At 70.1% G+C, this 13,607-nt stretch carries 12 protein-coding genes; 5 read left to right on the forward strand and 7 right to left on the reverse strand.

All coding sequences use genetic code 11. The annotated features are described in order from the left end of the window. The first annotated feature begins 190 nt into the window (after nucleotides 1-190). Complete coding sequence (locus tag ABT116_RS17995) at nucleotides 191-1,294, forward strand: zinc-dependent alcohol dehydrogenase (RefSeq protein ID WP_351634179.1); 1,104 nt, start codon at nucleotides 191-193, stop codon at nucleotides 1,292-1,294. Further along, the gene (locus ABT116_RS18000; protein ID WP_351634181.1) at nucleotides 1,284-2,462 is read left to right on the forward strand and encodes a DUF3500 domain-containing protein; all 1,179 of its coding nucleotides are present in this window, start codon (nucleotides 1,284-1,286) and stop codon (nucleotides 2,460-2,462) included. Before ABT116_RS17995 ends, ABT116_RS18000 begins: the two co-directional genes overlap by 11 nt. 240 nt (nucleotides 2,463-2,702) lie before the next feature. On the opposite strand, the gene ABT116_RS18005 is transcribed toward ABT116_RS18000, so the two are convergent. From ABT116_RS18005 to ABT116_RS18025, 5 genes are all read right to left on the reverse strand, one after another. Continuing rightward, the gene (locus ABT116_RS18005) at nucleotides 2,703-4,028 is read right to left on the reverse strand and encodes an amidohydrolase family protein (RefSeq protein WP_351634183.1); all 1,326 of its coding nucleotides are present in this window, start codon (nucleotides 4,026-4,028) and stop codon (nucleotides 2,703-2,705) included. 62 nt (nucleotides 4,029-4,090) lie between these two features. Continuing rightward, nucleotides 4,091-5,620: an FAD-dependent oxidoreductase gene (locus ABT116_RS18010; protein WP_351634186.1), complete on the reverse strand. Its 1,530-nt coding sequence runs from the start codon at nucleotides 5,618-5,620 to the stop codon at nucleotides 4,091-4,093. Further along, the gene (locus ABT116_RS18015) at nucleotides 5,617-6,522 is read right to left on the reverse strand and encodes an alpha/beta fold hydrolase (RefSeq protein WP_351634189.1); all 906 of its coding nucleotides are present in this window, start codon (nucleotides 6,520-6,522) and stop codon (nucleotides 5,617-5,619) included. The genes ABT116_RS18010 and ABT116_RS18015 overlap by 4 nt, the downstream gene beginning before the upstream one ends. Before the next feature lie 20 nt (nucleotides 6,523-6,542). Next, nucleotides 6,543-7,376 carry an alpha/beta fold hydrolase gene (locus ABT116_RS18020; protein WP_351634192.1) on the reverse strand — a complete coding sequence of 278 codons (834 nt, stop codon included), beginning with the start codon at nucleotides 7,374-7,376 and terminating at the stop codon, nucleotides 6,543-6,545. A gap of 250 nt (nucleotides 7,377-7,626) precedes the next feature. After that, entirely contained in the window at nucleotides 7,627-8,097 is a 471-nt protein-coding gene (locus ABT116_RS18025) for a hypothetical protein (RefSeq protein WP_351634195.1), read from the reverse strand. A 149-nt stretch (nucleotides 8,098-8,246) separates the two neighbouring features. On the opposite strand from ABT116_RS18025, the gene ABT116_RS18030 reads away from it, so the two are divergent. After that, nucleotides 8,247-8,435: a ferredoxin gene (locus tag ABT116_RS18030; RefSeq protein WP_351634198.1), complete on the forward strand. Its 189-nt coding sequence runs from the start codon at nucleotides 8,247-8,249 to the stop codon at nucleotides 8,433-8,435. A gap of 426 nt (nucleotides 8,436-8,861) precedes the next feature. Here ABT116_RS18030 and ABT116_RS18035 read toward each other — a convergent pair whose 3' ends face one another. Beyond that, complete coding sequence (locus tag ABT116_RS18035) at nucleotides 8,862-11,198, reverse strand: SpoIIE family protein phosphatase (RefSeq protein WP_351634201.1); 2,337 nt, start codon at nucleotides 11,196-11,198, stop codon at nucleotides 8,862-8,864. A gap of 175 nt (nucleotides 11,199-11,373) precedes the next feature. On the opposite strand from ABT116_RS18035, the gene ABT116_RS18040 reads away from it, so the two are divergent. Then, on the forward strand, nucleotides 11,374-11,661 hold the full coding sequence (locus ABT116_RS18040; protein ID WP_351634203.1) for a hypothetical protein: 288 nt from the start codon (nucleotides 11,374-11,376) through the stop codon (nucleotides 11,659-11,661). 77 nt (nucleotides 11,662-11,738) lie between these two features. On the opposite strand, the gene ABT116_RS18045 is transcribed toward ABT116_RS18040, so the two are convergent. Further along, nucleotides 11,739-12,395 (reverse strand): TetR/AcrR family transcriptional regulator, encoded by a 657-nt coding sequence (locus ABT116_RS18045; RefSeq protein ID WP_351634206.1) that lies wholly within the window; start codon nucleotides 12,393-12,395, stop codon nucleotides 11,739-11,741. A 133-nt stretch (nucleotides 12,396-12,528) separates the two neighbouring features. Between ABT116_RS18045 and ABT116_RS18050 the strand changes: the two genes are divergently transcribed. Then, the coding region (locus ABT116_RS18050) for a VOC family protein (protein WP_351634209.1) at nucleotides 12,529-13,607 on the forward strand (1,079 nt) is incomplete at its 3' end.

Genomic DNA, 13,607 nt, shown 5'->3' on the forward strand with positions numbered 1-13,607 from the left:
CATTTCAGGGCGACTCTGCCATGGGTCTGCGGTGAGCCTCCAATAGGAATTACTCGCGATGTGCATAAGGGATGCCTATGCGTCGGGTATGGGAAATCGGTGTTGTCGACGGGCACGATGGTGTGGGGAAAAGGGCTGTTTCGTTTTGCCGATTTCCGACGCATGCTCATGGCCGTGACTGGAGGCCCCTATGTCCTTGCCGAAAACCATGCAGGCCGCGGTGCTGGGTGAACCCGGCACCCTCGCCGTCACGACGCTGCCGGTGCCGCAGGTGGGGCCGGAAGATGTCCTGGTGCAGGTCCGCAGGGCGTCCCTGTGCGGAACGGACCTCAAGATCCGTAGCCGGCACTTCTTCAAGGACGGCGGCCCCGCTGCCGGCGAGTTCGTCCCGGGCCACGAATACGCGGGCGTCGTCGCCGCGGTGGGCGGCGCCGTGGACGAACTCCGCGTCGGCGACCGGGTCGTGACGGAGGCTCACCGCGGGTGCATGCGCTGCGCCAACTGCCTGGCCGGGTCCTACACGGACTGCCTCAACTACGGCCTGCGACACACTGGACACCGAGCGCAAGGGATGACCGTCAACGGTGGCTTCGCCCAGTACGCGCTCAATCACGTGGCTACCCTTCACCGGCTGCCGGACACCGTCGGCTTCGACGCGGCGGTGGTCCTAAGCACCGTGGGTACCGTGATGCACGCATTCGACGTGCTGGACACCCTTCTCGTGGGGTCTACCGTCGCCGTGGTCGGTCCCGGGCCGATAGGTCTGCTCGCGGCGCAGGTGGCTCGTGAACTCGGGGCAAGGACCGTCGCCCTGGTCGGCACCCGGGAAGCGAGGCTGGCCATCGGCACGTCCTTCGGCGCGGACTTGGTCGTCAACTCCCGGGCAGAGGACGCCGTTGCCGCCGTCCGGGATGCGACCGACGGGATCGGCGTCGACATCGTCCTGGAATGCTCGGGCGCTCCGAGTGCGGTGGACGACGCGCTGCGCATGGCCAAACGGTCAGGGAAGGTCGTCCTGGTCGGGTTCTTCGAGCAGCCCGTGCAGGCCGACCTGAACCACGCCGTGATGAACGGTATCTCGATCCAGACGGTCCGCGGGGAGGGCACCGGCTCGCTGGCCCGTGCCGTGGCCCTCGCGGCCCGCGGCCGACTCCGCACCGCGGAACTGGTCACCCACCACTTCGGCTTGAGCGACATCTCCGAGGCCTTCGACACCTACGCCGAGCGCCGGGGCAACGCCATCAAGGTCATGCTGGACATCTCCGAGGACCCGGAGTCCACCCGTGTCCGGTGATGAAGCAGGGCCGGGATCCGACGTCCGGGCAGCCGGGTGGGAGAAGGCGGCGGCCGCCATGGCCGAGGCCGCTGCTGCCTGGCTGGGCAGTCTGACCGAGGAACAACTGTCGCTCGCCGCCTATGATTCTCCGCTCCACCCGGATGCGGAGGCCGAGCGCCTGCGCTGGTTCTACACCCCCACGGATCACGGCGGGCTCGCCATCCGGGACCAGGGCCCCAGCCAACAGAGCCTCGCCATGCAACTGGTGGCCACCGGACTGTCCACCGCGGGCTACGCCACGGTCGCCACCGTGATGGGCCTCGAGAACGTACTGGACCAGGTGGAAGGATGGACCGTTGACTGGGGCCGGCAACGCGGGCGTGATCCCGGTCTGTACTGGCTCCGGATCTTCGGCCGCCCCGGTGACCGTGTTTGGGCATGGCGACTGGGCGGCCACCACATCTCCCTGAACAACCTCGTCGTCGCCGGTCGGCTCGTCTCCACAACGCCCTGCTTCATCGGCGCCGACCCTGCCACTACCGAACTGCTCGGAGGCACCCTGCGCCCACTTCAGGGTCCCGAGGACACCGCACGTCAACTGGCCCGCCGTCTCGACGCGGACCAGTTCCGGCAAGCTCTGCTCCACCCCTCCGCCGTGTCCGACATCGTCTCCGGCAACCGGCCACGGGTCCGACACGGCGACACGATGATGCACATGCAGGACCTGTGGCGGGGACAGTTCGAAGATGCCGACCTGGACCGGATCGTCGACGACATCGACCGCCGGGCGGAGGCGGGCAGCGGGTACACCGAGAGCGACCACGCGCGAGTGGCCATCACGTTTCCCCCGCAGGGCATCAGCGGCCGCGACCTCGACGAGAGGCAGCGGCACCTGCTGCGCCGTCTCGTAGCCCTCTACACCGGACGGGCACCCGAGTTCCTCGCCCACTCCTACGACGCCCACTACGCCTCTGACACCGTCCTCGACAGGGTCCACTTCGGCTGGGCAGGCAGCACGGATGTCGGGGAACCGCACTACTACCGGGTGCAGGACGCCCGCATCCTGATCGAGTACGACAACACCCAACGCCACGCGAACCACGCCCACTCGGTGTGGCGTGACCTCACCTCCGACTTCGGACTGGATGTGCTGGCCGAACACCGGGCACACGTCGCACACCGGTGAGGCGTGTACGGGGAGCGCCGTACACGCCTCTCGCTCCTTTTGACCCTGCGCATGGACGATCTGTTCCTGGCGCAGAGCATCACGGGCTGTGCGTGCCGTCGGCGTCACGGTGCTGTTCACGTCACCTTGTTGTGTGGGGGCGGCGCGTGGATCCGAGGGCCGGGGCGGGGACCGCCACGCCGAGGAGCACGGAATGCCGCGCCCGTCGGCGCTGATCCTGCTCGAAGGCTGCTGCGGGTGTCAGCCTTGCTTGCCTGTGGGCCCGATGCTGCGCAAGAGCCGCTCTCCGGACTCGCGGAGCTCGTCCTTGGCCTCGTCGAGTCGCGACGTGAGCAGGGCGTGATCGCGTTTGCGCCAGGTGCCGGCGACCATCACGGCCTCGATGTTGGCGATGTCGGCGTGCAGGGCCGTGGCGACCGGGTCGTGTGCCGGCCACAGGTTGAGGGCCCGGGCGTCGACGGCGACCAGGTCGGCCTGCATGCCCGCCTCGATCCGGCCCACCCGGTCGGCGAGACCCAGGGCCTTCGCCCCTTCCACCGTGGCCCAGGCCAGTGCCTGCTTGGCGGTGACCGAAGCGGTGCCGGCGTGCATGCCTGTCGTCTGTCGGTGCTCGGCGTGGTCCAGGCTGCGCTGGTGGGCCAGGGCGATGCGGGCGGCCGTGAGGAGATGGCCGGGCACGGCGGTGTCGATGTCGGTGCCCAGGGAGGGCGCCGCGTCCAGGCGTAGCAGCGACCCGGTGATGGGTGTGCCATGTCCTTGGCCCAGTTCGTTCTCCGGGGTGCTGGTGAAGGTGACACCTGCCTCGACGAGCGTCTCGATCCAGTCGTCGGGCAGGTCGATGCCGTGCACGATGTTGGTCAGAGGGCTGAACAGTCCGGCGGCGTGCACGGCTTCCCAGCCGGGGGAGGGTTCTCCGCCGCTCTGGTGCATCGAGACGACGAGGCCGCGTTCCGCGCCGGCTCGGAAATCGGCCAACGCGGTGTCGGGCGAGGAGTACTGCGGCCCCTGCAGTGCCATGCCCAGGGTGAGGAGGGCGCGGTCGCGGACGGGTCCGTCGAGCAGCCGGTCGATCTCGGTGAGGGGGTGGGGGGTGTCCGGTGACCGGTAGGCCGTGCCGTGCAGGAAGACGGCGCGGATCCCGGCCTGGGCCAAGCCCTCGACGGCGGCGTCGGCGTGTTCGGGCGAGAGGGCGTTGTGACACCAGTCGCCGAGGGTGGTCGTACCGCAGTTGAGCTGGTTCAGTGCGCCGACCAGATTGCTGATGTGCAGGTCGGCAGGGGTGTAGTGGCCGGCGCACGCGCCGTGGAGGTGGGTGAGGTACTCCATCAGAGTCCAGTCGGCGCCCACAGAGCGCAACGCGGTCTGCCAGGTGTGCAAGTGGGCGTTGACGAGGCCGGGGATGACGATGCGGCCGGAGAAGTCGACGACTTCGGCGCCGGATGCGTCGATGTCCTCGCCGACGGCGGCTATACGGTCGCCGTCGACGAGGATGTCGGCATGTTCGGCGTCGGGACGGCCCGGCGCCATCGTGATGACCTGCGCCCCGCGCAGCAGTACGCGGCTCATGCGGTGGCCCCCGAACGGGAAGATGGGCGGCGCTGATGGGACATGGTGCGGCTCCTTGCTGCTCATGGCGTCATTGCCCGCGCGGCGGATCGAGTGGTGGTGAGGAAGTCCCGAGTGGCGATGTGCCCGACATGGCCGTCGGGACGGATCAGCAGCAGGGTGTCGCCGGTCAGGCCGTAAGCGCCCTTCAGCGTGTTCTTCGAGTCGAGAAGGTCGAGACCGTCGGCGGCGGTCGTCCCGATCGTCAGCCGCTTCAGCTGGGTGCCGGCCGTCGGCCAGGCGAGCAGTTCGAGGTCCCGGGCGGCACCCGGTCCGTAGGCGATGGCGGTGAAGTGCGGCCCGCGGAAGACGTCGAACAGCCGGGTCCCGGTTCCGTCGGCGCGGAGCAGTTCGGCGTCCGGCGCGCGGTCGCCCGCACGCAGTGTCCCGGTGCGCATCCCGTCGGCGGGGGCGAGCGGGCCGCCGTAGTACGTCAGGGCGAGCTGCTGCTCGTCCTTGCCCCGCTTCATGCTCGACGGGTCGAGCTTGGCGATGCCACCCCACTTGTCCGTTGACAGGCCCAGGACCCCGGCGGCGATCGGCTGCCGCTCGGCCTCGTAGGTGTCGAGCAGCGTGGCGTCCGCTCCGGCGAGGACCTGGCCGAGCTTCCAGCCGAGGTTGTAGCCGTCCTGCACGCCGGTGTTCAGGCCCTGGGCGCCGGCCGGGGTGTGGACGTGCGCGGCGTCACCGGCGAGGAAGACCCGCCCTCGGCCGTAACTCTCCGCCAGGCGGATGTTGGGCCGGAACACCGACGTCCAGTGGATGTCGTGCAACCGGATGCCCCGGTTGCGGGTGTGCTGGTGGATCCGCTGGACGATGTCGTCCTTCTCAGCAGGCGGTTCCTCGTCCGGAGTGAGACGGATCATCCACTGGAACATGTCGCTGTGCGGGAGCGGGCAGGCGCCGATGAACCTGCCGCCCCGGCCGGGCCACATGTGCCACCGGTTGCGGGCCAGACCGGTCACCGAGGCGTCGACGATGAGCATCCGGTCGCTCTCGTCCGTGGTGCCGACGAAACCGATGCCGAGCTGCTTGCGCACCGTACTGGAACCGCCGTCGGCGCCCACTACGTACCGGGCGACGATCTCCTCCGTGCCGTCCGGGCCCGCCACCTTCGCGACCACCGTGTCCTCGTCCTGCGTCAGCTCGGTCAGTTCCCTGCCGAATTCGATCTCACGGCCGAGCTCGCTGAGCCGGGCGTGCAGTGCGCGGTCCGTGCGGAACTGAGGGATCAGCCAGGTGTTCGGGTACGGGACGTCCGGAGTCGCCTCCCTGTGGGGGAACATCTTCCACGGCACGGCCAGGGGGCCGGCATGGATCCCGAGCTTGGGGTAGGTGCTGCCGCCGGCCAGCACGTCGGGCAGGGCGCCGAGGTCTTCGAGGACTTCGAGGCTGCGGGGCTGGACGCCTTTGGCGCGGGAGCCGTCGAAGGCTTGGGGAGACCTGTCGACGATCCGTACGTCGAGTCCCCGGCGCACGAGGTCGACCGCCGCGGCGGCACCCGAGGGCCCCGCACCGACGACCAGGACGTCGATGACCTGCCGGTCGTTCACGAGTCGAGCCTCTCGCTCTGTGCGGTCACGAACGGGGCGATCCGGTCGGCGACGTTGTCGGGTTGTTCGAACGGGGCCATGTGCCCACATTCCGGGATCACATGATGGTGACGGGGTTTCAGCAAGGCCCGTGCCGTGTCGAAGTGGACCAGTGGTGTGACGTTGTCCTCGTCGCCCCAGAGGAGCAGTGTGGGGATGCCCAGCGTCCCGGTCTGGCGGAAGAGATCGTCACGGCCGGAGACGGGCAGGTGCTGCAGCGTGTCGAAGACCGCGTACAGCGAACCCTCGAAGCGGAAGGAGTCGAGCACCATCTCCGTGAGTGCCGCGCCGAGTTCGGGGTCGCGGACGTTGTGCCCGAGGTGACCGCGGAGTATCTGACGTCCGCGGCGCCGGGCGACGAGACCGGCGAGCAGGTCGCTGCGCAGCAGCCGGTGCGGGGAGGTCAGTTGCGGTTTCGCGAGGCCGGCGGGGCCGACGATGGTGAGGGTGGACACGGACGATCGGTGCTGGGCGGCGTAGGTCATGGCGACCAACGCGCCCATGGAGGTACCGACGAGGTGCAGTGGCCGCACGGTCAGGCCGAGCCGGTCCGTGAGTTCGGACAGCTGCCGCGCGAACAGACTCTCGTCGTATCGCGCCCGCACCCGGTCCGAGTAGCCCCGGCCGTACGCGCTGCAGGTCAGCGTCCGCAGCCCGCGGGCGTGCAGCTCGGTGACGAGACCGTCCCAGTAGAACAGCGGGATGGTCAGTCCGCCCGCCATCACGACCACCTCCCCGTCCTCGGGGCCGGTCAGTTCGTAGTGCGTGACGCCGTCGGACAGCTCGATGAAACTGCCGCGCAGGGCCTGCCGCGAGTCGGCGGTGAGCCGTAGGTCCTCGCCTGACGCGACGAAGTACTTCATGGAACGGGCCTCCTCGGGCCTCAGTGCGTGGGGGTGTCGGTGGAGGAGCGGAGGAACATCACGATCGCGTCCGCGACCCACTGCGGTTCTTCTTCGGGCAGCAGGTGACCGCCATGGGGGTGCACCATCTCCCCGGCGCCGGGGAGGTCGCGGCTGAAGTGCTGGCCGTCGATGCTCGCGCTGCGCAGGACGAGCGTGGGCGCCGTGATGCGGGGAATCTGCGCGCTTCGGTCGGGCTGGTCGGTGTTGCAGAAGTCGACGAAGGCCGAGCGGTTCCCGGGCAGGTTCATGAGCTGGTGGGCCCGGTCCACCATGGCATCGTCCACGATCGTCGAGTGCGGGCCGACGCTCGAACGCAGGTTGCGCTCGATGGCACGGCGCGGCATCACGCGCCGCAACACGGGCCGTAGCAGCGGGTTGCGGGTCAGGCGCATGCCCGCCGGGATCTGCTTCTCCGGGTACCCGGTGGCGTTGACCAGCACCAGGCCGGTCAGCCGCTCCGGATGGTCCAGGGCGAGGTTCCAGGCGATGTTGCCGCCCAGTGAGTTGCCGGCCACCGCGTAGCGAGGCACCTCCAGCGCCTCCAGGAAGGCCGCCACCGCCGCCGTGTAGGTCGGGATGCGGTAGTCGCGGTCCTTGCGAGGGCCGGTCAGGCCGAACCCCGGCAGGTCGGGGCGGATGACGTCGAACGATTCCGACAGCAGGTCCGCCGCACGGTCGAAGTGCTGAAGCGACGAAGCGCTGCCGTGCAGCAGGACCAGTGCAGGGCCGCGCCCGGCGCGTTTGTAGTGGATCCGCATTCCACCCACCGCGACGAACCGGGAATCGGGCTGCGGCTCAGACCAGGTGCTCATAATGGATACACTGTTACCGATAAGGTGGTCGTGTCAAGTGCAGCCCCCGGAAGCACGGTCTCGCGGCCCCGGAGGCGTCGAGCACGCGCTGCGGCAGCGCGCGCCTCGCCCGGACGGGTGGGCGGGCGTCCGAGTTGCATGGGCGTTTGATCAGGGGATGGCCTCGGGCTGCGGGGGTCGGCGGTCGGCGGTGTCTTCGGTCCGCGTAGCAGGGCGCCGACCGCTGCCGCGACGACGACACTCATGGCGGTCAGGGAAGCGGGCAGCCCGCCCGTGAATGCGCTCTTGACACCGTCGGCGTGGGCCGTGCCCCGGGCGCCGAGCTGACGGGTGACGTGGAGGCCCGCGGTTGCCGAGTGGCGTACGGACTCCGTTGTTTCGGCGAGCAGTTGAAGGACGGCAGGAATGAGCGGTGGTGGCTTCCGTAGATCGAACCCATCAGGGCGATGCCGGCCGCCGATCCGACCTCGCGGGTGGTGTCGTTCATGGCAGAGGCGACACCTTGCTGTCCGTGGCCGAGGGAGCCGGTGATGGCCGCCGTGCCTACGGCGCCACTCAGGCCGATGCCGAAGCCCGTCAGGATCGCCGCCGAGGAAGGGCAGGTAGCCGGTGGGTCGGCCCGCAGCGCGTCCCACTGGTCGGGGTGTTCGGTGAACAGCCGGACGGCGGCCGCCAGGGAGAGGGGCGTGGTGTCCATGCCCGTGGTGAGGAACGCCATCATGAGGGTGACCGCGGCGGCCTCGTCGATCTCGCCCGAGTCGACCGCCTCCCAGACGCGGGCTCGAGACCGCCTGCGGCAAGCCGGCCCCTGGCGGCGGTGGTGGTGACGTACTGCAGCAGGGTCACTGTTACCACCGGAAGGTTGTGACTGTGAGTGTCGAACTCGTTCCGGGTCGTAGCGAGGGGCGCGCTGTGTGCGAGGTCATCGCACCGGAGGTGTTCCGGGTGGACGACGACGGAATGGTGCAGTTGGTCCCCGGCGGCGGTGACCACGACGACGCAACCGCCCTCGCGGCGGTGCGTTCCTGCCCTGTCGCGGCCCTGCGGGCGATGTCATGAAGCGCATCGTCGTCGCGGGTGGCTCGATCGCGGCGGTGACCGCCGCGAGCCGGCTGCGCGTGGGGGGGCTTCGACGGGACGGTCACGCTCCTGAGCGCGGAGACGGAGCAGCCCTACGCCAGGGTTCCCCTGTCCAAGGCCGCGCTGTCCGGCGAGGCGACGGACGCCTCCACCGCACTGCCGCCCCTCGACGAGAGCGTTGTTCTGCGGCTCGGGGCCCGGGCCGTCTCGCTGGACACCAGGGCACGACGGGTGGCCCTCGAAGGCGGCGCCGGTGCCCTCCGACCAGTCGCCGTGGGCGCAGATGACATCGGGCCACGTGCCGGACCTGGAGGAGGCCCAGTAGACCCTGGTGGACACCTGGACAAGATCCTCTGCGGGTGCAGGGTGTCGGCACCCTGTTCATCGGCACGGCTTCGGACCAGGTCAGTCCTGCGCAAGCAGCTGCTCGGCCCAGATGGTCTTGCCACGCCCGGTCTGCCGGCTTCCCCAGCGATGGGTGAGCTGGGCGACCAGCAGCAGTCCGCGGCCGCCCTCGTCGAAGGCGTGGGCCCTTCGCAGGTGCGGTGAGGTGGAGCTGCCGTCGGAGACCTCGCAGATGAGCGTGCGGTCGCGGATCAGCCGGAGCTGGATGGGCGGGGCGCCGTACCTGATGGCGTTGGTGACCAGTTCACTGACGACCAGTTCGGTGACGAACGCCGCCTCGTCCAGCCCCCAGGCGGCCAGCTGCTCGCCGGCGGCCTGGCGGGCCGCGGCCACGCGCTCGGGGTCCGATGTGATGTCCCAGGTCGCGACCTGGTCCGTGCCCAGCGCGCGGGTGCGCGCCAGCAGCAGTGCGACGTCGTCACCGGGCTCCTCCGGAAGCACTGTCTTGAGCACCGTGTCGCACAGCATGTCGAGGGTGCCCGCCGGTGCGGACAGCGCCTGGCACAGCTCGGTGGTGGCGTGATCGACGTCGCGGTCGCGGTCCTCGATCAGACCGTCGGTGTAGAAGGCGAGCACCGAGCCCTCGGGCAGCTCCAGCTCGGTCGCCTCGAAGGGCAGGCCGCCGATGCCCAGGGGCGGACCGGCGGTCATCTCCACCAGGGCTGCGCTGCCGTCGGCCGGCAGCAGCGCGGGCGCCGGATGGCCGGCCGCCGCGAGGTTCAGCCGCCGCGACACCGGGTCGTAGACGGCGTACAGGCAGGTCGCGCCGAGCTCCGCCGCCTCGCCGCTCTCGTCGGAGGCGAGGTGGACGACGAGGTCGTCAAGGTGAGTGAGGAGCTCGTCCGGTGGCAGGTCTACGTCCGCGAGGGTGCGGACCGCGGTGCACAGGCGGCCCATCGTCGCCGTGGAGGGGATGCCGTGCCCGACGACGTCACCGACGACCAGGGCGACCCGGCTGCCGGACAGAGGGATCACGTCGAACCAGTCCCCGCCGATACCGGCCAGCGAATCGGAGGGCAGATAGCGGTGGGCCACCTCGACGGCGGCCTGTCCGGGCAGCCCTCGTGGCAGGAGACTGTGCTGGAGGGCCAGGGCCGTGGCGCGCTCCCGGGCGAACCGCCGGGCGTTGTCGATACACACGGCGGCCCGGCTGGCGACCTCTTCGGCGAGGACGGTGTCGTCAGCGCCGAAGTCGTCCGGGTTGGCGATCCGCACGCCGACCACCACTCCGAGGGTGGTACCCCGCGCCCGCAGCGGCGCGGCGAGCATCGAGTGCGCTCCCTTGCGGTAGGGGCTGCCAGCGGGGGCGCGTGCGTTGCGCTCGGCGACCCAGCGCACGAAGTCCGGCTCGCCGGCCTGACTGACCACGGCCCGCCCCGCCCTCAGGGCTTTCGCCGGCGGGGAAAATGGTGAATAGGTGTCGGTGTCGCCCACAGGTATGGCGGCCTCAGGTGTTCCCTTCGTGCCGGATCCGTGCGCGACCCTGCGCAGGACGATGTCCCGCAACGGAAGGTCGGGCAGCCTCTCCGCTTCGAAGACCCACTCCAGCAGGTCGACGCTGGCGAAGTCGGCGTAGCGGGGGACCAGCAGCTCGATGAGCTCCTCGGCCGTGCGCACCACGTCGAGGGTCGTGCCGATCGAGGCCGCGGCCTCGTCCAGCAGGGCGAGACGTTGCCGGGCCCAGTACTGCTCGGTGCTGTCGAATGACGCGATGCCCACAGCGTGGACCTGACTGTGACCGTTCCGCAGCGGCCACATGTCGGTGGTCCAGGCGTGTTCCCGGTTCAGGGCGGGGGCCCCGGTGAAGCTCTCGTAGCGGACCGGGCGGCCTGTGGCGACGACCTGACGCAGATGATCAAGCCAGCCGCGATGCGCTTGGCGGTCCTCCACGCTCTCCGGGAAATGCTGTCCCAAGAGCGCCTCCTCCGGTACTCCCATGATGGCGCAGGCCACGTCGTTCAGCCGCATGTAGTGCTGCGTGGTGTCGAACACCGACATGGGCAAGGAGGCCTGCTGGAAGGCTTGACCCGCCACGGTCGCCTCCGGCCCGCCTGGAGGATCGGCGGTGATCACGTACCCGGACTGCTCCCCGCTCTCACCGAGCACGGCGCAGGCGGTGAGGGCGAGCGGAACGGACGAGCCGTCCCGGTGGCGCAGCACGACCATGCCTGACAGGTTCGCGACCGCGTCGGCCCTGACGTCCTCAGCCAGCAGTTCATGGCCCGGACGGTTCACCACCTCGTCGAACGTGTATCCCACCAGGTCGCGCGCACCGTCGCTCCAGGCCCTGACCACCCCCCGCATATCGACGATCGCCGCGGCGTAGCCCTGTCCCATGGATTCAGCATTGTTCCTCTGTCCGGCCAGGGCAACCGAGAGCAGAACATCACGACACCGTCGGACGGCGCCCTCATGACGCCTCCTCCAGCCCAGGTGCCCCCTGCCCGGGCAGGGGGGTGAGCGCGAGACGCACGAACGCCTGCGCGGCCAGTGAGGCCGGAGCAGGGTCGCGATGAACGAGAGCCGGCGGCTGGAGCGCCTGCGGGTCGTCGAGGCGCAGGACGCAGTCGGCGTGGTCGCCCGGGACCGGGCATCGGGTGGTACGTCGCCGCACACCCCTGAGGCGGCAGGAGCGCACCAAGTGCGAGCCGGCCCGGCGGTGACCCAGCGGGACACTCCGGTGCGAGCCGGGTCAGATGACCGGCGGCACGACTCCCTGTACCAGGCGGGCCGCCGGTCACGGGACCTGACGGTCAGTCCGCCGAGTTCGGCGACGACGATCAGGCCGGCCGCGGCGTAGGCCAGAGCCCACGGCGGAACGCGATCGGCGCAACGACCTCGTCGGCCGCTCGGCCACCTTCCGGCCGAGCTCGTCGCTCACCGCGTAGGAGTGGCCGGTGAGGTGAGGTCGGGCAGGGGGCGCCGGGCGACCTCGTGGGCGTCGTCCTGTGGCACGCCCAGCATGCGCAGGACCATCTCGGCGAGGTTCGCCGCGGCCTCGTCGCCGTCCAGGTCGGGGCGGGCGAATCGCATCTCCACCAGGGACAACAGGGTTCCGCCAAGTGCGGTCAGGGCGACCACCGGGTCGACGGGGGTGAAGCGGCCGGACGCCAGGCCGGCCTCAAGGTCTCGCAGTGCCCGCCGGGCCAGGCCGTTGTCCGAGTGGATGTGACCGAGGCCGCGGCGGCGCAGGATTTGCATCAGCTCGGGGTGGGAGTCGGCCATGCGGGCGCTGAGCCGGAAGCCCGCCGCGACGAGTTCCGCCGGGTCGTCGATCCCCGTCAGGCACTCATCGAAGTTCTGACCGAACTCCTCCAGCGCGTCCACCACGGCTGCCTCGAACAGCTCCGTCTTGGACTCGAAGTGGTTGTAGAAGGAGCCGAAACCGACGTCCGCGCGCTCGGCGATCGCCTGGATGCTGGCGCTGGTGTCCCCGGTCTCGGCGAGTATCTGCCGGGCCGCGCGGACGAGCGCCCGACGGGTCTCGGCGCGGCGCCGCTCGAAGCGGTTGCTGGGCGGGGCTGACGTAGACATACGCCGAGTCTACCCGCCCGGGCGATGACGATAGCAGCTCTGATGAGTTCATCATTCCTGTCGTGAACATCTTGACGACGGAACTGTCAAACCTGATGATTCCCTCATTAAGCAATGTTGCTCGGAGGGCACCATGTCTGAAACCCGCGTCCACGGGCCCCACGTCAAGACGGCCCACCAGGACCTGCACAGCGAACAGGGCGCCCTGCGCGGTGAGCATCCCGGCCGCTCCCGCAATCCCGTGATCAAGGTCGCGGACCTGGCCTGGCTGGAGTTCGAGAAGCCGGACCTGGAGCGGGCGGAGGTCTTCGCCCGTGACTTCGGCTTCGGCGTCGCCGCCCGCACGGAGAGTGAGCTGTGGCTGCGGGGCACCTTCGCGGGCTCGCCCTGCATGGTGATCCGACGCGGTCGTACGTCCCGCTTCATCGGTCCGGCGTTTCGCGCGGCGGAGCGGGCCGACCTGGACCGGCTGGCGCGGGCCACGGGGACGGCGGTACGGGAGATCGACGTGCCCGGTGGCGGAAAGGTGGTCGACCTGCTCGACCCCTCGGGCTTCCCCGTCCGGGTCGTGCATTGCGGCGAACAGCTCCCCGCGTTGCCGGAACAGCAGCCGTTGCTCCTCAACTTCGGCACGGATCACCGCCGTACGAACGCCACCCAGCGTCCGCCGCGCGAGCCCTCCCGCATTCAGCGGCTGGGCCATGTGGTCCTGGAGACCCGCGTGTTCGGCCGGGCCCTGGACTGGTACCTGGACACACTCGGCATGATCGTGTCCGACTTCCTGTTCCTGGACGGGCAGCGCGGGCGCGGCCCGACGATGGCGTTCATCCGCTGCGACCTGGGCAGCGTGCCAGCCGACCACCACACGCTGGCCATGCATCTGGGCCCGGGCACGGGCTACGTCCACTCGGCCTACCAGGTCACCGACCTCGACTCCATCGCCGCCGGCGGCGAGTACCTCAAGGAGCGTGGCTACAAGCGCAGTTGGGGCATCGGCCGGCACATCCAGGGCAGCCAGCTCTTCGACTACTGGCGCGACCCCGACCACTTCATGCTCGAGCACTTCGCCGACGGCGACCTGTTCTCCCACGACGTCGAACCCGGCTGGGCGCCCATGTCGACCAGCGGCCTCGCCCAGTGGGGGCCGCCGGCCACCCGGGACTTCCTGGGCGCGAGCCCGTCCCCGCAGCGGGTCCGCGACGTCATCGAGGC

Origin of the sequence: Streptomyces sp. NPDC002130, assembly GCF_040296465.1 — a bacterium.
Classification (GTDB): Bacteria; Actinomycetota; Actinomycetes; order Streptomycetales; family Streptomycetaceae; genus Streptomyces.